This is a genomic window from Sanguibacter sp. Z1732, assembly GCF_051020515.1.
Taxonomy (GTDB): domain Bacteria; phylum Actinomycetota; class Actinomycetes; order Actinomycetales; family Beutenbergiaceae; genus CALKWS01.
Genome location: NZ_CP194857.1, coordinates 1,839,548 through 1,858,690, shown reverse-complemented (window position 1 = coordinate 1,858,690; position 19,143 = coordinate 1,839,548). Strand labels below are relative to the sequence as shown.

At 69.5% G+C, this 19,143-nt stretch carries 20 protein-coding genes and 1 tRNA gene; 17 read left to right on the top strand and 4 right to left on the bottom strand.

Features of this window, described 5'->3' with window-relative positions; all coding sequences use genetic code 11:
- Positions 1-148 precede the first annotated feature (148 nt).
- Positions 149-236, top strand: a tRNA-Ser gene (locus ACRRRO_RS09935).
- Positions 237-692: 456 nt separating this feature from the next.
- Here the strand turns inward: ACRRRO_RS09935 and ACRRRO_RS09930 are convergent.
- On the bottom strand, positions 693-2,063 hold the full coding sequence (locus tag ACRRRO_RS09930; RefSeq protein WP_424795241.1) for a uracil-xanthine permease family protein: 1,371 nt from the start codon (positions 2,061-2,063) through the stop codon (positions 693-695).
- Positions 2,064-2,209: 146 nt separating this feature from the next.
- Between ACRRRO_RS09930 and ACRRRO_RS09925 the strand changes: the two genes are divergently transcribed.
- From ACRRRO_RS09925 to ACRRRO_RS09890, 8 genes are all read left to right on the top strand, one after another.
- The gene (locus ACRRRO_RS09925; RefSeq protein ID WP_424795242.1) at positions 2,210-2,725 is read left to right on the top strand and encodes a DUF6328 family protein; all 516 of its coding nucleotides are present in this window, start codon (positions 2,210-2,212) and stop codon (positions 2,723-2,725) included.
- 186 nt (positions 2,726-2,911) lie between these two features.
- Complete coding sequence (locus tag ACRRRO_RS09920; RefSeq protein WP_424795243.1) at positions 2,912-3,205, top strand: type II toxin-antitoxin system VapB family antitoxin; 294 nt, start codon at positions 2,912-2,914, stop codon at positions 3,203-3,205.
- Between the two features lie 76 nt (positions 3,206-3,281).
- Positions 3,282-3,944 (top strand): LytR C-terminal domain-containing protein, encoded by a 663-nt coding sequence (locus tag ACRRRO_RS09915; protein ID WP_424795244.1) that lies wholly within the window; start codon positions 3,282-3,284, stop codon positions 3,942-3,944.
- The gene (locus tag ACRRRO_RS09910) at positions 3,937-4,407 is read left to right on the top strand and encodes a DUF4190 domain-containing protein (RefSeq protein ID WP_424795245.1); all 471 of its coding nucleotides are present in this window, start codon (positions 3,937-3,939) and stop codon (positions 4,405-4,407) included. Before ACRRRO_RS09915 ends, ACRRRO_RS09910 begins: the two co-directional genes overlap by 8 nt.
- Positions 4,404-5,132, top strand: a complete 729-nt coding sequence (locus tag ACRRRO_RS09905) for a glutamine amidotransferase (RefSeq protein ID WP_424795246.1) — start codon at positions 4,404-4,406, stop codon at positions 5,130-5,132. The genes ACRRRO_RS09910 and ACRRRO_RS09905 overlap by 4 nt, the downstream gene beginning before the upstream one ends.
- Positions 5,133-5,223: 91 nt before the next feature.
- A complete protein-coding gene (locus ACRRRO_RS09900) occupies positions 5,224-5,730 on the top strand; it encodes a helix-turn-helix domain-containing protein (protein WP_424795247.1) in 507 nt (168 codons plus the stop codon).
- A gap of 10 nt (positions 5,731-5,740) precedes the next feature.
- Positions 5,741-6,205 (top strand): VOC family protein, encoded by a 465-nt coding sequence (locus ACRRRO_RS09895; protein ID WP_424795248.1) that lies wholly within the window; start codon positions 5,741-5,743, stop codon positions 6,203-6,205.
- Between the two features lie 43 nt (positions 6,206-6,248).
- The gene (locus tag ACRRRO_RS09890; protein ID WP_424795249.1) at positions 6,249-7,337 is read left to right on the top strand and encodes a phosphotransferase; all 1,089 of its coding nucleotides are present in this window, start codon (positions 6,249-6,251) and stop codon (positions 7,335-7,337) included.
- Position 7,338: 1 nt separating this feature from the next.
- On the opposite strand, the gene ACRRRO_RS09885 is transcribed toward ACRRRO_RS09890, so the two are convergent.
- The 3 genes from ACRRRO_RS09885 to ACRRRO_RS09875 form a co-directional block, all read right to left on the bottom strand.
- Positions 7,339-8,121: an ABC transporter permease gene (locus tag ACRRRO_RS09885; protein WP_424795250.1), complete on the bottom strand. Its 783-nt coding sequence runs from the start codon at positions 8,119-8,121 to the stop codon at positions 7,339-7,341.
- On the bottom strand, positions 8,118-8,879 hold the full coding sequence (locus tag ACRRRO_RS09880) for an ABC transporter ATP-binding protein (protein WP_424795251.1): 762 nt from the start codon (positions 8,877-8,879) through the stop codon (positions 8,118-8,120). The genes ACRRRO_RS09885 and ACRRRO_RS09880 overlap by 4 nt, the downstream gene beginning before the upstream one ends.
- Positions 8,880-9,069: 190 nt before the next feature.
- A complete protein-coding gene (locus ACRRRO_RS09875) occupies positions 9,070-10,455 on the bottom strand; it encodes a S10 family peptidase (protein ID WP_434081463.1) in 1,386 nt (461 codons plus the stop codon).
- 250 nt (positions 10,456-10,705) lie between these two features.
- Between ACRRRO_RS09875 and ACRRRO_RS09870 the strand changes: the two genes are divergently transcribed.
- From ACRRRO_RS09870 to glsA, 8 genes are all read left to right on the top strand, one after another.
- Positions 10,706-10,867, top strand: a complete 162-nt coding sequence (locus tag ACRRRO_RS09870; RefSeq protein WP_434081462.1) for a hypothetical protein — start codon at positions 10,706-10,708, stop codon at positions 10,865-10,867.
- A gap of 212 nt (positions 10,868-11,079) precedes the next feature.
- Positions 11,080-12,276 (top strand): fatty acid desaturase family protein, encoded by a 1,197-nt coding sequence (locus ACRRRO_RS09865; protein WP_434081461.1) that lies wholly within the window; start codon positions 11,080-11,082, stop codon positions 12,274-12,276.
- Positions 12,277-12,595: 319 nt separating this feature from the next.
- Positions 12,596-14,311: a carbon starvation CstA family protein gene (locus tag ACRRRO_RS09860; RefSeq protein WP_424786796.1), complete on the top strand. Its 1,716-nt coding sequence runs from the start codon at positions 12,596-12,598 to the stop codon at positions 14,309-14,311.
- The gene (locus ACRRRO_RS09855; RefSeq protein ID WP_424795254.1) at positions 14,308-14,583 is read left to right on the top strand and encodes a cory-CC-star protein; all 276 of its coding nucleotides are present in this window, start codon (positions 14,308-14,310) and stop codon (positions 14,581-14,583) included. The genes ACRRRO_RS09860 and ACRRRO_RS09855 overlap by 4 nt, the downstream gene beginning before the upstream one ends.
- Entirely contained in the window at positions 14,574-15,263 is a 690-nt protein-coding gene (locus ACRRRO_RS09850) for an ArsA family ATPase (RefSeq protein ID WP_434081460.1), read from the top strand. Before ACRRRO_RS09855 ends, ACRRRO_RS09850 begins: the two co-directional genes overlap by 10 nt.
- 26 nt (positions 15,264-15,289) lie before the next feature.
- Complete coding sequence (locus ACRRRO_RS09845) at positions 15,290-15,577, top strand: ArsA-related P-loop ATPase (protein ID WP_434081459.1); 288 nt, start codon at positions 15,290-15,292, stop codon at positions 15,575-15,577.
- Positions 15,578-15,857: 280 nt separating this feature from the next.
- Positions 15,858-17,177 (top strand): amidohydrolase family protein, encoded by a 1,320-nt coding sequence (locus ACRRRO_RS09840; RefSeq protein ID WP_434081458.1) that lies wholly within the window; start codon positions 15,858-15,860, stop codon positions 17,175-17,177.
- Positions 17,178-17,314: 137 nt separating this feature from the next.
- Entirely contained in the window at positions 17,315-19,138 is a 1,824-nt protein-coding gene (glsA, locus tag ACRRRO_RS09835; protein WP_424795257.1) for a glutaminase A, read from the top strand.
- The last annotated feature ends 5 nt before the right edge of the window (positions 19,139-19,143 follow it).

Here is a 19,143-nt window from a genome sequence, read left to right as displayed (position 1 = left end):
CCGGGAGTCGGCGGTGGGTCGACGAGGTCGAGGAGCGACTCGGGGTCGGGCCACTCCCAGCCGGTGACGAGCAACGAGGGTCGGCGATCTCACAGCATGCGGATTCGGCCCGTGCGCGCAGTTCCGGTATCCTCATGGGGCAGTTCCAGGAGGATTCGCATAGTGGCCTAGTGCGCACGCTTGGAAAGCGTGTTGGGTTAACGCCCTCGGGGGTTCGAATCCCCCATCCTCCGCCATGTGATGTCACCGCACATCACCCACGGACCGGACCACACCTGGATCCGGGCACCCCGCGTCCGGGCCCCCCGCGTCCGGGCCCCCCGCGTCCGGGCACCCCGCGTCCGAGCCCCCCGCGATCCGGGCCCCCCGCGTCCGGGCCCCCCGCGTCCGAGCACCCCGCGTCCGAGCACCCCGCGTCCGAGCCCCCCGCGATCCGGGCCCCATCCCCTGTTCCGGCCCCACCCCCAGCCGAATCCGCACCCACCCGGACGGGTCCGCGCCCCACCCGGACGGATGAACCGCCAGAACCATCCAATTGGAGAGTTGCGGCGCCCCAGGCGTGCCGAACGGCGCCGGGAGCGCTCAATTGGATGGTTCCGGCGACGTGAGGTGCTCCGCCGCTCAGGGCGCCCGGCGGCCGGGGGGCGCCCGGCGGCCGGGGCGGCGGCAGCCGCGAGGTGCGCCCCGGGCGGTCAGTCCGAAGGAGTGGGGTTGTGCGGCACCGACGCCGGGGAGGCGGGCTCGGCCGAGGTCCCGCGCCAGCGGGAGACGCTGCGCATCAGGTGGTAGACCCCCAGCGCCGCAGCGGTCCCCAGCGCGATGCCCTCGAACCGCAGTTCGCCCACCACCCAGGTGTAGTTCGCGATGCCGATCACCAGCGCGATGCCGGCGGTGGTCAGGTTCACCGGGTCGGAGAAGTCGACCTTGTTCTGCACCCAGATTCGCGCACCGAGCACCCCGATCATCCCGTACAGCACGGTGGCGGCACCCCCGAGCACACCGGCCGGCACCGTGGCGATCAGTTCACCGAACTTCGGCGACAGGCTCAGCAGCAACGCCGCCACCCCGGCCACCGCGTAGGCGGCGGTGGAGTACACCCGCGTGGCTGCCATCACGCCGATGTTCTCGGCGTAGGTCGTGGTGCCCGAACCGCCACCGGTCCCGGCCAGGGTGGTGGCCACGCCGTCGGCGAAGAGCGCCCGGCCCATCGCATCGTCCAGGTTCTCCCCGGTCATCGTCGCCACCGATTTCACGTGGCCGACGTTCTCGGCAACCAGCACCAGCACCACGGGCACGAAAAGGCCGACGACGGCGATGTCGAACGTGGGGGCGGTGAACTGGGGCAGGCCCACCCAGGCGGCCTCGGCGACGCTGGTGAAGTCCACCTCGCCGCGGATCACCGCGACCGCGTAGCCGGCGAGCACGCCCACCAGGATCGCCAGGCGCCCGAGGATCCCCCGGAACAACACCGTGATCAGCACGATCCCGGCCAGGGTGACGATCGCCGTCACCGGTGATTCCTGCACGTTGCCCCAGGCGGCCGGGGCGAGGTTGAAGCCGATCAGAGCCACGATGGTGCCGGTCACCGCCGGTGGCATGACGATATCGATCCACTTCGCACCCGCGAAGTGGACCACGAGCCCCACCAGGGCGAGCAGGACCCCGGTGATGAGGATTCCGCCGACTGCGGTGGACATGCCCTGGGAGGCCGTGACCGCACCGATCGGGGCGATGAAGGCGAAACTCGATCCGAGGTAGCTGGGCACCCTGTTGCGGGTGATGACCAGGAAGAGGATGGTCCCGATCGCGGAGAAGAACAGCGTGGTGGCCGGCGGGAACCCGGTGAGCAGCGGCACCAGGAATGTGGCGCCGAACATGGCCACGACGTGCTGACTGCCCAGACCGATGGTGCGGGGCCACGTCAGGCGCTGCTTGGGACCCACCGCCTCCCCGGGAGCTACTGACTTACCGTCTCGGTACAACGTCCATATCGCCACAGCGCACCTCTGCGTTCCTATTCGGCCCTGATCCTGTCGTCCACCTCGGCGTGGCTCGCCCGGCATCGTATCGGTACGGATTGCACGTCGTGGGCGTTCCCACGAGCCGGTCCACTCACCCAGAACCCGCCCGGCTCCGGGCCGGCACCCAGGCACAACCACCCTCAGGGCTCGACCTGCCGCGCCCACCGCTACCGGGCACAATGACGAAGGTGAGTTCTGACCAGGAGGCGCCGAGCCGGAAGGCACCCCGCGCCGAGCGCGCCGAGACCGAGACCGAGCGCTCGGACCGCAACTGGGATGAACTCATGCAGGAACTGCGCGTCACCCAGACCGGGATCCAGATCCTCACCGCGTTCCTCCTCACCCTGCCCTTCCAACCGCGGTTCACCGAACTCGACGACTTCCAGCGGACCCTGTACCTGGTGCTAGTGGCACTGGCTGTCACCACCACCGCGCTCCTGGTGGCTCCGGTGAGCCTGCACCGTCGGCTGTTCCGGCGCCGCCGCAAACCGCAACTGGTCGAGACCGCGAACACACTGGCCCAGATCGGCCTGCTCACGTTCGGTCTGGTGGTCACCGGGACGGCCGCGTTCGTGTTCGAGATGGTGCTGGGCGCCCCCGCCACCTGGATCGCGGCCGGCGCGGCGGCGGTACTGCTGGTCGGCCTCTGGCTCGCGCTGCCGTGGCGCATGGGTCGACGGCCCCTCTCCCCGCGAGATTCCTAGAGTCAGCGCGGCCATGATCCCCGCCCGGCCCCCGATCTGCACACGCCCACCGGCGCACGAGCATCAGGCGGCACTTTCCCCAAGCCGCGCCCGGAGCACCGGACACACTCACACCGGCCCCGCCGGGCGAGCGAAGCGGCGCCGGCATCCGTCACAGCACCTCCGGGTCGCAGGTACCATCGAGGGGTGATCTTCAAGGCCGTGGGCGACGACCGCCCCTACCCCGAGCACGGTCACGACACCCCCAAGGACTGGGCGGAGATCCCGCCGCGGCAAGTCCGCCTCGATGAGTTGATCACCACCAAGGCCACCCTGGACCTGCGCAGCCTGCTGTCGGAGGACTCCACGTTCTACGGTGACCTCTTCGCCCACGTGGTGGCCTGGCGCGGACAGTTGTACCTCGAGGACGGGCTGCACCGGGCGTTGCGGGCGGCGCTGCAGCAGCGCAATGTGCTGCACGCCCGGGTGCTCGAACTCTGATGCCCTTACGTTCACAGTTCGGACCACGGGCCGTGCTGGCCAGCGTCATCAGCCCGTTGTCGGATACGGTTCTGCCGTGAGTTCGATCGACGCCAAGCGCGCACACGAGGCGCGCGAGTCCCGCCGCCGGCACCTGCAACAGCGCCAAACCGTCATCTTCGGTTCGCTGATCGCGGGTCTGCTGGTGATCGGCCTGGCCGCCGGGGCGATCTGGGTGGGCATCCTGCCGGCGCCGGTGAACATTCCGATCCAGACCCCCGAACCCGAGGAAGCCGCACCCGCCGCCCCGTGCCCTCCTCCCGATGCGCTGCCGGTGCCGATGGATGAGATCGCCGCCGACGTACTCAACGGCACCAATCGCGCCGGCCTGGCCGCCGGAACCGCCGCGTCGCTCGCCGAGCGCGGAGTCGTCATCGGCGATGAGGGCAACGCCCCCGTCCGCTTCGACGGAATCGTGCGGATCGTCTCCGGCCCCAGTGCGGTGGCCAACGCCTACACCGTGGCCGCCCACTTCCCCGAGGCCCTCATCGAACTCGACGGGCGCACCGAGGACACCTTGACCATCACCGTCGGTGGCGAATTCGACGGGCTACTGCCGCTGGAGTCGGTGACCCTGGAGGACGAGGTCCCCCTGGACCCGCTGCCCGGCTGCGAACCCGTGGTGCTCGACGAGGCCGAGGAGGACGACGGCGAGGGCGGCGAGGGCGGCGAGGGGGACGACGGCGACGCCGATGAGTGACACCGGCACGGCTACCCGCGCCGGCACCACACGCTCAGCCGGCTTCGCTCCGTTGCGCACTCCCGCCACCCCGATGCCGGCCGCACCGGTGCAAGTCACCTCGGGTCCCTACGCCCGGAGCCCGGCCGGCACCGCCCGGCTGCTGCCGGACTCGTCAGCGTTCGTCAACGAGTTCACCCGGCCGCTGCCGGACCCGGCGACTGTCTTCGCCGGGCCGGGCTACTTCTCCCCGCGCACCCCGGCCTGCGGGTTCGCCGCGGCCTCCCTCGTGCTGGCCCTGGCCGGGGTGGTGGTCGCCGTACCCGCGCTGCTGGCGATCGTGTTCGGGCACCTCGGGGTGTACCGGACCCGGAACTACCAGCGCACCGGACGGGGAATGGCCCTGGGCGGGATGGTCCTGGGCTACGCGGTGACCCTGTTCTGGAGCGTGCTGATCGGCACCACCTGGCTCACGAACCTGTGAAGCCGTTCCTGCTCATCGCCACCCGGGCCGAGGACGACGCAGCGGACAGCGAGTACGCGGCGTTCCTGAACTACGGGCAACTGCGCCCGGAGGAGTTGCACCGGGTGCGGGCCGAGGCCGGTCCGCTGCCGCGGATCGAACTGGACGCCTACTCCGGCGTGCTGGTGGGCGGTAGCCCGTTCAACTCCTCCGACCAGCCGGAGGCGAAGTCGGCGGTGCAGCGCCGGGTGGAGGCCGACCTGTCGACACTGCTCGATGAGGTCGTGGCCCGGGACTTCCCGTTCCTGGGTGCCTGCTACGGCGTCGCCACCCTGGGCGTGCACCAGGGTGCGGTGGTGGACACCACCTACGGCGAGGCAGTCGGAGCGGTGCCGATCACACTCACGCCCGACGGGCGGGCCGACCCGCTGCTGGAGGGACTGCCCGACACCTTCGATGCCTACGTGGGCCACAAGGAGGCGTGCTCCCAGTTGCCACCCGGCGCGGTGCTGCTGGCCACCTCCGCCGGCTGCCCGGTGCAGATGTTCCGGGTCAAGCAGAACCTGTACGCCACGCAGTTCCACCCCGAACTTGATCTGCCCGGGCTGCTGGGGCGCCTGGCCACCTACGACCGGCACGGGTACTACCCACCGGAGGAACAGGCCGCGTTGTTCGCCGCGCTGGAGCAGACCGCCGTGCAGCACCCCCCGGCCATTCTGCGCAACTTCACCGCCCGCTACGCTTAGTACTGAAACCACCCACTGCGGGAGTCGTCGCACGCCCATGCTCGGCGGGCACATGCCCGCGGCACCGGAGATGTCCGGCCACAGGAGCGCTATGCACCCGAACGAGGACCAGAACCGCCGGTTGCTGCGCGCCCGGGACGCGATGGACCGCGACTTCGCCGAGCCGTTGGACGTGCCCGGCCTGGCCCGGGTGGCGGTGATGTCTCCGGCCCACTTCTCCCGGCAGTTCCGCGCCACCTTCGGGGAGACGCCGCACCGGTACCTACAACGCCGCCGCATCGAACGTGCCTGTGCGCTGCTGCGTGACACCGGGCTGAACGTCACCGACATCTCCTTCGCGGTCGGGTTCGAGAGCCTGGGCACCTTCAGCCGTACGTTCACCGCGATCATCGGGCGCTCGCCGAGCGCCTACCGGGCACAGGCGACACCACTGACGGCACCGGTGTGCTTCGTGAAGGGGTGGACCAGGCCGAGCAGCGCGGACAAAGCAGGCGTACCGGATCGAGCAGGCAGCGCGGACAAAGCAGGCGTACCGGATCGAGCAGGCAGCGCGGACCGAGCAGTTTCGGATAAGCACCCGGTCCTGCCCACCTCCTAGCGTGGGGACCATGCTCACCACCATCGGAATACACGGAATCTACGTACTCGACCAGGAGGAGGCGCTGGACTTCTACGTCGGCAAACTCGGCCTGGAGATCACCAGCGACGTGGACATGGGCTTCATGCGCTGGCTCACCGTCGCACCACCCTCGGACCCGGCCCGACAGATCCTGCTGGAGGTGCCCGGGCCACCGGCGATCTCCGACGACGACGCCGCGCGGATCCGCGATCTGGTCACCAAGGGCGCCATGGGGGCGGTGGCGATGTTCAACACCGACGACTGCCACGCCACCTACGCCGCCCTCCGGGACAAGGGGGTGGAGTTCACCCAGGAGCCGGTGCACCAGCCCTACGGAATCGACTGCGCGTTGCGGGACCCGTTCGGGAACCACATTCGCATCACCCAGCCCACCGAGATGTCGCAGATCACCGACGACGACCTGGCGCGCTGGCAGGCAGACCCGCAGGCCTGAGCAGCGCCGGGGTTCCCGGCGGGGCTGCTAACGTCGGGCGGGTGTGTTCGCCCCCGGCCTGTCGATGCTGTGGGAGCGCGTCGACGCTGCCCGGGCGCTCACCGAACGATTCGGATTCGCGGACCTGTCCGCGATGTCCCGTTGGCTCACCGCCGTGCTGCGGTGGCACTGGTCGCTGCGCGTGCGACAGGTGGAGCGCATCGTGCTCAGCGACCACAACGCGATCGCCTGGACGCACACCGACCAGGGCATCGTCGTGGTCAAAGCGTGCGCCGATGCCACCAGGTTCGACCGGTTGGCCCTGATCGCCGACGTCGTGGCCCACCTGGGGGAGGTGGGCCTTCCGGTCGCGGCTCCCACGCCGGCGAACGACGGCTCCACCCGGGTGGTGCTGCAAGGACCAGCAGCCGGAGTCGAACGCCGCGATGGGCTGCACAGCGGAGGTCGTTGCCTCACGCAGCACGACGGCGACGACCCGGCGGCGCAGGCGGGCGCGGCACCCGCGGCGCCCGGCCCGCGCGGTCGGCGGTTGTCGGTCATCGTGCAGCCGCTGGTACCAGGCACTCTGCTGGATGCCGGGGACCTGGCCGGGGTCCGCGCGGCCGGTGCCGTACTCGCCCGGCTGCACAGCGCCGTCGTCGACCTGCCCCAAGCCGGGCACCGGGTGGGCGAGCCCGACCTGCACCGCCGTCTGCACGGCGCCGTCGCGGGCCCCGCCCGTCCCTGCGTGCCACACGCTGCGGACCGCCTGGATGCCCTCCTTGCTGACCTACCCGCCCTGGGCACCCCGGCCCAACTGGTGCACCGCGATTTCCGGGGCCCGAACGTGCTCATGAACGGCCCCGAGGTCAGCGCGGTACTCGACTTCGACGAGATGACCCTCGATCACGCGGTGCTGGACCTGGCCCTCGCTTGCACCCTGCTCGCTACCCGTTACACCACCTGGGACCCGGCACCCCCGGCGGCCCGGGAGTCCCTGATGGACGGATACCGATCGGTGCGGCCGTTGAGCGATCTGGAGGAGCGCTGGCTGGGAGCGCTCGTGCTGGGGCTGACCATCGCCCAGGTCCCCGACGGGCGGAATCCGGACGGGTGGCGACAGGCAGTTCAACACCTGAGCGCCGGCCTGTGACTCAGTGATCCATCTGGAGCCTGGACCAGGACCGCCAGAGCAGCAGGGCGAAGAACACGGAGGTCATGACGACGATCAGCAAGTGCACGCCCGTGACCGACGTCCCAGGGGCGATACCCACGGCCGGCGTCCCGGAGCCGGACATCGCCCACAGCGCCGGCGCGGCGAGCGGGAACCAGCCCCCGGCCCCGGCCAGGACCCCCACCTGCGCGAGCGCGACGAGGCCGATGGTGGCCCCTACTCCGGCCAGGACCGAGCGCGTCAGGGTCGCGACCCAGGCCACCGGCATCGCGATCGCGCCGGTGAGCAGTCCCAGCACGAACAGCCTCAGGAGCCCCGCCCACCCTCCGGCGTCCGGGACGCCGTACCCGAGCAACAGACCCAGCGCGAGCAGCCCGGCGGCGAGCGCCAGGTGCACCGCCACCACCCACAGGCCATAGACGGCGATCTTCCCCAGCACGATGCGGCCAACCGACACCGGGAGGGCAAAGAGGGCACTGATCGTGCCGTCACTGAACTCTCGGCCCACCAGCCAGGTGAGCACCACCCCGCACCCCAGCAACGCGCCGGCCGCAGTGATCTGCATCGACATGGCCAACATGCCCGCCCAGTCCAGTTGCGCGCCGGGGCCGGCTTGGGCGATCACCTGAGCGTTCCCGGCGCGCACCGCCGTGGTGAGCCCGGCAACCAGGACGAGCACACCCCCGACGAGTGCGATCGTGCCCAGCACTCCCACCGCGGACCGGAAGAGTTTGAGCGCTTCGGTTCTGATCGCCGCCGTCATCGCGGCTCCTCGCCCGAAGCGCCGTCATCAGGTCGATTGCTGGCGGGGGCCTGGGACCCCCGGCGTTGTTCGTCGTCGCGGCGGACGCTTTCGAAGAAGACCCGCTCCAAGTCCGTGGCGGCCGGATCCAGGTCGGTGATGAGGCGACCGGCGTTCATCACCACGATGCGGTCGGCGATCCTGGCCACCTCATCGAGGTGATGGCTGCTGACCAGCACACCCGCGCCGGCCCCGGCACGGCGCCGCAGCGTCTCTCGCAGCACGATCACGCCCGCAGGATCCAAGGCGGCGCTGGGTTCGTCGAGCACGATCAGTTCCGGATCATGGCCCAGGGCCGCGGCCAGACCCACCCGCTGTCGGTTCCCCGCGGACAACCGGCGGTAACGGCGAGCGGCCAGCTCGGTCAGTTCCCAGTGCTCCAGCGTCTGCGCGATCCGGTGGGATCCGGTGCCCCGCAGCAGCGCCACCAGATTCAGGTTCTGGAGCACGGTCAACTCCGGATAGGCCAACGGCGCCTCTACCAGCGCGCCGAGGCGAGCCAGTTGGGAGGCGGGCAACCCGCGCAACGGCCTGCCGAAGAGGTGCGCGGTGCCGCGATCGGGGCGGAGCATGCCCAACGCCAGGCGCATCAACGTCGTCTTGCCTGCCCCGTTGAGGCCGACGAGCGCCACGATCTGACCGGCTCTGACACGTAGGTCGAGGTGGTGCACCCCGGGTCCGTTGCGATAGGTGCGACACACGTCCTCCAGGACGAGCATGGCTATGACCCTCCCAGGAGGTCGAGGGCGACGTCGAGCGCGATGTAGATGTCAGTCACTAACACAGGTCGATGGGCCTGCCGCATCACCCAGGGCGCAGACTGTGGAGATCAGCCCCGGCCGGTGGCCCGCCGGACGAAGTCAGCCAGGTCGGCGCACTGGGCCACCCGACTCGGCTCGTGCACGTACATCATGTGGCCGGCCTTGTAGTACCTGCGCTCGATATTGGCCTGCAAGGACTCCGGGATGTCCAGGTGGGCCAGATCCTCCTCCGCACTGGTGAACGGGGTGGCGCCGTCGAAGTAGCCGAAAGCCGCGTGTACCTGCAGGTGCGGGTTCTGCCGCATCGCACGGGAGAGCCGGTCCAACACACCGGGGCGTTCTCGAACTCCTTGTAACTCCACTCCCCGATCACGTTCGGTCCGAACACATGGAAGGGGCTGGGGTCCTTCACCTCCAACTCGGCCCGCATGTAGTGCTGGTAGGCGGTGGCGTAGGGGCCCAGGATCACATCCATCGACGGGTCGGCGTCCATCCGCGCGGCGATACCGGAGGCGGCCGGCCCGGTGAACCGGGAGTCCAGCCGGCCCACCGTGAGGCCCTCATCGCGGCGCAACTCGGTGAAGTAGCGCAGATGCTCCAGGCGCAGGTTCGCCCGGTCCACGTACTCCTCGCTCACCCCGGCCAGGCGGGCGATGCTGGTCACGGCCTCGGCACGCTCCTCAGCGGTGAGCCGGCTGCCCCGGCTGAGCACGTACGGATAGTCACGCGCCGCGTAGGCCTCGGCCTCGGCGATCACCTCATCCAGCTCCCGGCCCGGGTGCTTGCCGTGATAGTGCGCCGTCGCGGCATAGAAGGGCAGGAACATCGCATACGCGGCGTCGTTGCCCGGCTGGAACCGGTTGGTGGCGAAGTTCAGTACCGCCGAGATCAGCATCAGCCCGTTGAGGTACATCCCGCTGGACTGCAGGTGCTGGGCCAGCGCGGCGGCACGGGTGGTGCCGTAGGACTCCCCCGCCAGCAGTTTCGGGGACATCCAACGTCCCTCTGCGGTGACCCACTGCCGGATCACCTCGCCCACCGACTCGATGTCGCCGGTGAACCCGTGGAAGTCAGCGGCCTTCTGCCCCTCCACCACACGGGAGTGCCCGGTGGAGACCGGATCGATGAACACCAGGTCGGAGACGGTGAGCAGGCTCTCGGGGTTGTCGGCCAGGGCATAGGGCGGTGGGAGGAGGTCGCCGACGTCACCCATCACCACCCGCCGCGGACCGAGCACTCCCAGGTGCAGCCAGACGCTGGCCGAGCCGGGACCGCCGTTGAAGGCGAAGGTGACCGGCCGCTCGGCCGGGTCGGCGTCGTCCAGGGTGTAGGCCGTGACACCCACCTGGGCGCGGGCCTTACGACCCTGCCACACGCCGTCGTCGACCTTGTCCTCATACAGCACCACCCGGCCGGCCTTGGCGGTGTAGTGCAGGGGTCCGGCAGAGGTGGTCAGGGTGTGGCTGGTGGTGACCAGTTCGTCCTCGACACCGGGCTCCGGAGTGGGTTCGCTGGTTTCGGTTTTCTCAGACATCACCGGCGAGCCTACCGAGTCCGGCGCACCGCACTGAACCCGGGACAGGCGCAGGCGCCGCCCTGCGCATCGACCGGGTCACCGTGAACGATAGAGCCTGGAACGGCGCGGATCTCGTGGCGTGACGCAGCGGTTGCCACCACCCCTTCCGGCCACGACCACACCGTTCAAGATGCCGAACCACACGATTGCCGCCATGCTCAGATGCACAACTGAGCGTCGGAAGGCGCATCGAACGAAGGAGCAGAGTATGGCCCTGTGGTTGATCCTCATTATCGTTGGCGTGATCGTGATCATGCTGGTGATCGGAGTCGCGGTCGAAGCGGCCCAGATCCTGATTTGGATAGGGATCATCATCCTGGTCGCCTCGATCATCATGTCCTTGGTCACGAGGGGCCGGGGTCGCGTGTAGCCCTACATACTGCCCATGATCTCCGTGCACCGGGCCGCCCCACGTGGGGCGGCCCGGTGTACGCATGTGCGGGCCCGGGCGACACAGGTGTCACGGGCGCACTTCTCGGGCCCAGCGCGCCCCGAGTGCCCCGAGCCCCTACCGCAGTAGGGGGTGGAGGTTCGCTCTGGCGGGTGATGTGCCGGTGCCGATCGGCAACCTAGATTCCAGGTATGACCACTACTGCTCCGGCACCCCAGTCCGTCCAGCCCGGGGACGACGCACTGATCGGTGGCGCATCCTCACCCGCCGGTCCTGCGCAGGCCGGTGCCACGCCTTCTGCTCGGGCCGGTGCCGCGCCCCGAACTCCTGGGCGCGGGAGTGCCGTGCAGGCTGCGCAGCGCAGCGACTTCCTGGAACTGAAGCGCAAGGTGAAGGCCGCCGGGCTGCTGGGTCGCCGTCCGGGCTGGTACATCGCCCGTGGTGTGGTGTTGCTGGTCGCCTTCGGCGGAGCGTTCACCCTGCTGTTCACCTTGGGTCGCACGCCGTGGCAGTTGGCGGTGGCCGTGCTGTTCGGGGTTCTGTTCACCCAGGCCGCGTTCCTGGGCCACGACGCCGCACACCAGCAGGTGTTCTCCTCCGGCAAGCGCAACGAATGGCTCTCCATCCTGGTTGCCAACCTGGTGGTGGGGTTGAGCAATGGCTGGTGGGCTCGCAAGCACGGCAAGCATCACGCCGACCCGAACACCATCGGCAAGGACGGGGACATCAAGACCGGGGCGCTGGTCTTCAACCCCGAGGACGCCCCCGGCCGCAGCGGCGTGCTCGGCTGGGTCACCCGCCGGCAGGGATGGCTGTTCTTCGCGATGATCACCCTGGAAGGGTTCAACCTGCACTTCCGGGCGATCCAGACGATCGTCACCAGCAAGGACCTGCGCTACCGCGCGTTGGAGTCGGTGCTCGTAGCAGTGCGGCTGATCGGCTTCCCGGTCCTACTCGTGTTCGCGCTCGGACCGTGGCTGGGCCTGGCGTTCCTGGTGGTGGAACTGATGGTCTTCGGCTTCTACATGGGCGCGAGTTTCGCACCCAACCACAAGGGCATGCCGCTGATCGGCAAGAACGACACGGTCAACTTCCTGCACCGTCAGGTGATGACCTCCCGGAACATTCGCGGCGGGGCGGCGATGACCTGGGCGATGGGCGGGCTCAACCTCCAGATCGAGCACCACCTGTTCCCGAGGATGCCCAGTGTGAACCTGCGCCAGGTGCGCCCGATGGTGCGCGAACTGTGTGAAGCCCGGGATATCCCCTACACCGAGACAGGTCTGCTGGAGTCCTACCGGATCGTGGTGGAGTACCTCAACCGCGTCGGGCTGGGGCACGCCGACCCGTTCGAGTGCCCGATGGTGATGAACAACCGCCCCTTCTGAACGCCGGCCGCCGGCAGCGGCTAACAGCAGCGCAGCGGCACCCGGCGCCACGACCCTCCCACACAGTGAAGTGTCTCCAAGGGTGTGGCGCCCGGTATCGCACTGGACGCACCTGAAACGTCCGGAGGTGGCGCGGTCGATCTCCACCGCACCGAACTCCGCCCCGCCCCGTTCCGGACCGGAATGTGGACGCTGCCCCGAAACCTGGATGTGGCCTGGGTAGGAGCGCTAGAGTGTGGCGCACTTCACCGAACCAGTCCGGGCCGGGTGGTTCCTCCGGGGAATCGACCGGTCGTCATCGACGAAGATCGGAGACGGTGTGAACTCCCTCATCCTCGCCCTCGTCGGCGTCAGCATGATGATCCTGGGTTACCTGCTCTACTCCAAGTTCCTCGGCCGGCGTATCTACCGGCTCAGTGCCTCGTTCCGGACCCCCTCCCATGAACTCCGCGACGGGGTGGACTACGTCCCGACCAACAAGTACGTGCTCTGGGGACACCACTTCACCTCCGTCGCCGGCGCCGCACCGATCGTCGGCCCCGCAGTCGCCGTCATCTGGGGCTGGCTGCCGGCCTTCCTGTGGGTCACCCTGGGCACCGTCTTCTTCGCCGGTATGCACGACCTGGGCGCGCTGTGGGCCTCGGTTCGCAACAAGGGTCAGTCGATCGGCACCCTGTCCGGCCGGTACATCGGCCCCCGGGGGCGGAACCTGTTCCTCGTCGTCATCTTCCTGTTACTGCTGATGGTCAACACCGCCTTCGCCGTGGTCATCGGTGGGCTACTGGTCGCCAACCCCAGCGCGGTGATCCCCGCCTGGGGAGCGCTGGTCGTGGCCGTGCTCATCGGGCAGGCGATCTACCGGTGGAATCTCAACCTGATCTGGGTCTCCATCATCGGGCTGGTTGCGCTGTACGCCCTGATCATCCTGGGCGACAACTTCCCGATAGTGCTGCCCGAGACCGTCCTGGGCTTGTCCGCCGAAGCGTTCTGGGTGCTGGTGCTGTTCCTCTATGCCGGCCTGGCCTCGATGTTGCCGGTGTGGGTGCTGCTGCAGCCACGCGACTACATCAACGGGCTGCAACTGTTCCTCGCCCTGGGCATCCTGTACGTGTCGGTGGCCATCGCCTCACCGACGATCGTGGCCCCGGCGTTCAACGACGCCGTACCGGCGGGCACCCCGAGCCTGGTGCCACTGCTGTTCGTCACCATCGCCTGCGGGGCGATATCGGGCTTCCACGGAATCGTGTCCTCGGGCACCAGTTCCAAACAGCTCGACAAGGAGTCCGATGCCCGGTTCGTCGGGTATTTCGGTGCCGTGGGGGAAGGTCTGCTGGCGCTGGGGTCGATCATCGCGGTCACCGCGGGCTTTGCCACCCTGGCCGACTGGGAGAGCGTGTACACGGCCTTCAGCGAAGGCGGGGCCCCCGCTTTCGTCCAGGGCGGCGCCAACATCGTCAACTCCGGGCTGGGCCTGCCCGTCTCGCTCAGCACCACCATCCTGGCGACGACGGCGGTGCTGTTCGCGGCCACCACCATGGACACCGGTGTGCGTCTGCAACGCTACGTGGTCCAGGAGGCATTCAGCATCGTCAACAAGAAGATCGGCACGATCCTGGCGACCGTCATCGTGCTGATCTTCGGCATGGGTCTGGCGTTCTCCATCAGCGCCGAGGGCGCCGGGGGCATGATCATCTGGCCCCTGTTCGGGACCACGAACCAGCTGCTGGCCGGGCTGACCCTGTCGATCATCACGGTGATGCTGCTGCGCAAGGGCCGCAACCCCCTCCCGGCGCTGATCCCGCTGGTGTTCGTGTTCGTGATGTCGCTGTATGCGGCGCTGGTGCAGGTGGGCCAGTTCTTCTCCGATGCCAACTGGTTGCTCTTCATCCTCGATGTCATCATCATCGTCGCCGCCCTGTGGGTGATCGTGGAGGCGGTGAACGCCATGCTCAAGGCCCGCAAGGAACCACTCGAGGTCGACGACGAGCCGGTGGTCGCCGAGGGTAGGACGGTTGAGGAGGGGCGGGAGCGTTGACGAACGGGGGCGAGAACCTCTCGGCCCCACGCCGCTTCGCGGCCGGGCTGCGGGAGTTCTACGTCGCCCCCTACCGGCGCACCTTCGCCCGCGCCCAGCGTGACGAGGACGACCTGTTCATGATGATCGTGCTCGCCGAGATGCTGGGCGTGCCCAACCCGGCCAACTACTACACGGTGGAACTGCTGCCGGTGATGTACGACCGCTTCCACGACTGGCACCGCCGGATGGGGATGGACCACTCGCCCCTGGATCACTTCTCGTGCTGCTAGGACTCGCCGGGTCCCGCCGAGTGTTGTTCGTCGGCGGCAAGGGCGGAGTGGGCAAGACCGTGGTCGCCTCCGCGGTCGGATACCACCAGGCCAGGGCCGGACGACGGGTGCTGGTGGTCTCCACCGACCCCGCCCACAACCTGGGTCACCTGTGGCGCCGGGAGGTGGGTGATGAGGTCGTGCCCCTGGCCGGGGACGTGGAGAACCTGGAGGGTCTGGAGATCGATCCGGCCCGCACCACCGACGAGCACCTGGCCGCGGTGGGCCACCAGGTGCGGCGGCTGATGCCCGAGCACCTCTCCGGTGAGGTGGACAAGCACCTGGCACTGGCTCGCGACGCCCCCGGCACCCATGAGGCGGCCGTGCTGGAGCGGGTGGCGCAGGTGCTGGAGGACGCCTCGCACGATCTGGTGATCTTCGATACCGCGCCCTCGGGGCACACCTCGCGACTGATGAGCCTGCCCGAGACGATGTTCGCCTGGACCGAGGGTCTGCTGCGTCGGCAGGACCGCTCGGCCAGGTTCGGGGCCGCGCTGCGCGGGCTCGATCCGGACGCAGGAGCCGCCGGGATCGTGGGGACTGGGCGGCGAGTGGACCAACGGGCCCAGCGTGATCACGAGATCCGGCGGATCCTGCTGCGCCGGCGCACCCGGTTCGAACGGATGCGGGACCTGATCTGATCACCGACGCCGAGCGCACCGCGTTCGTGATCGTGCTCGCCGCCGAACGGCTCCCCGTCCTGGAGACGATCGAACTCTACGGCCAGCTGCTGCGCTCGGGGGTGCACGTGGGCGCCCTGGTGGTGAACAAGCGCTCCCCCGCCGACACCGGAGGCCTGCTCGCCGACCGCCGCGCCCAGGAGGAGGTCCATCTGGACACCGTGCGCGAGGCGCTGGGGCACGTGCCGATGATCGAACTGCCACTGCTGGCAGGTGACATCGTCGGTGAGGCAGCGGTGCGACGCTTCGCCGATCTCATCGCCGCCGCCTCCTGAGCCCGCCGCACCCCCGCACGATCCGGTGCCCCACCGGTGACATCTGGCACTTCTTGGCCGGCACCTGCCTTGCCAGGGTCTGAGAGTCCCCGGACCGCGGGACGACGAGCGGCGAGACAGAGGAAGAGCATCCGTGTGCAGCACCCACCCAGCCCGAGCGAGCAGCAACACCGAGGCCGACGGTCCCGGTCAGCCGGCGAACCCTGAAAAGCCTCGGACGTCGCGCGGAGTGACCCGCCGCCGGCTCCTGTGGGCCGGGGGGATCCTTGCCGGTGGCGCGGTGGCAGTGGCCGCTGGTGGTGCGACGGCGTACAACCTCACCCGCTTCCCGGGCGGGGAGGCGCACTCGGGTTGGCTCGCCCTTCGCGGGCTCACAGCGTTGACCGGACCGGACCTGGAGCCGGTGGCGGATGCGATCGTGCTGGTCCGGGACGGCCGGATCGTCGACGCCGGATCCCGGCTGGAGATCCCCGACGGCGCCGCGATCCTCGACGCCCCCGGCGCCACGGTGCTGCCCGGCCTGATCGACATGCACACCCACCTGGGCTTCCCCCCGATCGACCCCGACGGCGGACTCGGGCTGTCCGACCTGCCCGGTTACTACTGGGACATGGCTCGCTATCTGCCCGGGGGTCGGCGCGACCTCCTCGCCCACGGGGTGACCGCGGTGCGCAGCCTCGGCGACGAACTCACGTGGGTCCATGAACTGCGTCAGCAGGTCGAGAACGGCACCCTGGAGGGTCCAAGGGTGTTCTTCGCCGGCCCGACGCTGACCACCCCCGGTGGCCACCCGATCAGCACGTTCGACGTTCCTGCCGATTCCGAAGGGATCCGGCTTCCGGGCAACCCGGCGCAGGCTCAGGCGATCGTGGCGGAGTTGTGCGAGGGCGATGACCGGGTCGATGTGATCAAGGTCATCCAGGAGAGCAGAACCGCCGACCGCCCGCTCACCCCGCACGAACCCGAGGTGCTGGCCGCGATCGCCGCCGCCGCCCATGACCTGGGCGTGCCGGTCACAGCCCACTGCGGCACCGTCACGGACCTGGCCCAGGCGGTTGGGGCCGGCTTCGACGGCATCGAGCACCTGTCCCTGCGCGACCCCACGGCCCCCTGGGATGAGGTCCTCCGGACCGCAGCGATGGGCTGGCCGGAGGGCTTGTTGGACCAGATGGCCGCCGGCGGCGTGGCATTGGACCCGACGTTGCTGGTCGAACTCGGCGACCCGGCCGACCAGCCCCCGGAGCGCGCCCACCTGGCAGAGCGGGTGTACTCCCGGCTCCTCGAAGCCCATCGTGCCGGCGTCGCCATCATCGCCGGCAGCGACGCAGCCGTGAATGGGATCGGTTTCGGCAGCGGCCTGGTCCGGGAGGTGCGGGCCCTCGGTGCAGCCGGGCTGGACAACCGTGCGGCGCTGCGCGCGGCCACGTCCCGGGCCGCCGCCGCGCTGCGCTCTGATCAGATCGGGGTCCTGGAACCCGGTCGGGTCGCGGACCTGGTGGTCCTCGACGGCGATCCGCTCGCTGACCTCGGGGCCTTGCAGCACGTGATGGTGGTGCTACGCGAGGGACGCGTGGTCTCCGGGGAGATCGCGGCCGCCTGAGTGGTTCCGGGCACGCCCTCGAGGACGACGCTAGGGCCGTAGTCGAGTGTCCCGCCCGTCGTGGTCGACCACATGCGTCGCTTTCGGCGCCGTGCCCCAGGGCGGGGGGCTGGTGATCGCCGTTAGGCTCCGTTCCCATGGAGTCCCCGATCGATGTCTACCTGCGCAGGGTGCACGCGGAGATCTCCGAGGTGCGCGAGGGCACGCCCTACACGGTGGGCCCACGGGGCACCACGATCAACCCCGACGACTTCGGCATCTGCCTGGCGACGGTGGACGGGTACATCTACGAGGTGGGGGTGACATCCAAGGCGTTCTCGATGCAGTCGCTGTCCAAACCGTTCAGTTACGGGCTGGCGCTGAGCGACCTGGGCCCGGAGGTCGTGGACGAGAAGGTGGATGTGGAACCCTCCGGGGAATCCTTCACCGAGATCTCCCTCGCCCCGGGGTCCGGGCGTCCCGCCAACGCCATGATCAACGCCGGCGCCCTCGCGGTGAGTTCGTTGCTCAAGGGGGCCGGCGGCAAGTCGGCGATCACCCGGATCGAGGAGCACTACTCCGCCTTCGCCGGCCGTGAACTGCGCAGCAACGCCCGGATCTACGGCGCCGAGCGTCGCAACAGCGACCGCAACCACGCCCTGGCCTACCTGCTCAGTTCCGTCGACATCATCGAGGGCTCCCCGACCGCCGCGCTGGAGACCTATCTGCGCCAGTGCGCGGTCCAGATCACCTGCCGCGACCTGGCCATGATGGCGGCCACCCTCGCCAACGGCGGTACCAACCCCCGCACCGAGGAGGAGGTGCTGGACATCGGCGCCGTGGAGCGGGTGCTGTCGGTGATGATGACCTCCGGGATGTATGACAGTGCCGGCGACTGGGTGGTCAACGTCGGTATGCCGGCCAAGTCGGGGGTGGGGGGAGGCACGCTCGCCGTCCTGCCGGGCCAGGCCGGGCTCGCGGTCTTCTCCCCGCCGCTGGACGAGCACGGCAACAGCATCCGCGGCGTGGCCACCTGTCAGCGGCTGTCCAGAGACACCGACATGCACTTCGTGCGCTCCGCCCGGGCGGGCCGGTCCGCGATCCGGGCGACCTACCCGATCACCGAGGTTCCCTCCGACGTGCGCCGCACCGAGGACGCCGAGGTGGGGCTGCGCGAGACGGGCGAGCGGGCGATGATCATCGAACTGGCCGGGGACCTGCTGTTCGCCGGCACCGAGTCGATGATCCGGGAGATCGCCGACCTGCCCGGGGACGTGGAGTTCGTCGTGCTCGATGCGCGCCGGGTCGATGAGGTCAGTCGCATGTCCGTGAACCTGCTGGGAGAGGTGATCGACCTCTTCGAGGCGGCCGGACGGCGACTGGTGCTGATCGACCCCGACGCCAACCTCACCTCCGTACTGCCCGTTGATCACCTACCCGGCGGCCAGGTGCCGGTCTTCAGCACCCGCAGCACCGCCGTCGCCCACTGCGAGGAGCAACTGCTGCGGCGCCACTTCCCCGACCTCGCGGTGCCCGCGCGCGTACCGGTGCGCGACTCCCCGGCGATGGCCCAGATGAGCCCGCAGGACGCTGAGGCCCTGGTGACGCGGATGGAGTCGCGAACCTACGACGACGGTGCGGTGCTGCGTCGCATCGGCCAGCGATTCGGCGGGGTGTACTTCATCGTCTCCGGGACGGTCACCACCACCGCACGCGACCCGGAGGGTAACCAGGTGCGCCTGACCACCCTCAGTGCGGGCATGACCTTCGGCGAACTCTCCCTGGGCCGCCAGGACCGCCAGCGGACCACCCAGCGTGCCGTCGGGCCCGTGGAGGTCATGGTCCTCACCGACGAAGCGATCGCTGATCTCGAACACAGCGACCCCCGACTGGCGGTCGAACTCTGGCGGTCCCTGACCCGGGAGGCCTACACCCGGGTGGACCAGTACATGCGCGAGGTCACCGCCCTCGTTCGCGACTGAGGCGA

Excerpts from the sequence above, each read along its gene's own strand:
- ACRRRO_RS09875 (WP_434081463.1), bottom strand. The coding sequence starts at position 10,455 with ATGTCTGAGAAAACCGAAACCAGCGAACCCACTCCGGAGCCCGGTGTC.
- ACRRRO_RS09910 (WP_424795245.1), top strand. The coding sequence starts at position 3,937 with ATGAGTGACACCGGCACGGCTACCCGCGCCGGCACCACACGCTCAGCC.
- ACRRRO_RS09895 (WP_424795248.1), top strand. The coding sequence starts at position 5,741 with ATGCTCACCACCATCGGAATACACGGAATCTACGTACTCGACCAGGAG.
- ACRRRO_RS09900 (WP_424795247.1), top strand. The coding sequence starts at position 5,224 with ATGCACCCGAACGAGGACCAGAACCGCCGGTTGCTGCGCGCCCGGGAC.
- ACRRRO_RS09930 (WP_424795241.1), bottom strand. The coding sequence starts at position 2,063 with ATGCCGGGCGAGCCACGCCGAGGTGGACGACAGGATCAGGGCCGAATA.
- ACRRRO_RS09885 (WP_424795250.1), bottom strand. The coding sequence starts at position 8,121 with ATGACGGCGGCGATCAGAACCGAAGCGCTCAAACTCTTCCGGTCCGCG.
- glsA (WP_424795257.1), top strand. The coding sequence starts at position 17,315 with ATGGAGTCCCCGATCGATGTCTACCTGCGCAGGGTGCACGCGGAGATC.
- ACRRRO_RS09880 (WP_424795251.1), bottom strand. The coding sequence starts at position 8,879 with ATGCTCGTCCTGGAGGACGTGTGTCGCACCTATCGCAACGGACCCGGG.
- ACRRRO_RS09865 (WP_434081461.1), top strand. The coding sequence starts at position 11,080 with ATGACCACTACTGCTCCGGCACCCCAGTCCGTCCAGCCCGGGGACGAC.
- ACRRRO_RS09870 (WP_434081462.1), top strand. The coding sequence starts at position 10,706 with ATGGCCCTGTGGTTGATCCTCATTATCGTTGGCGTGATCGTGATCATG.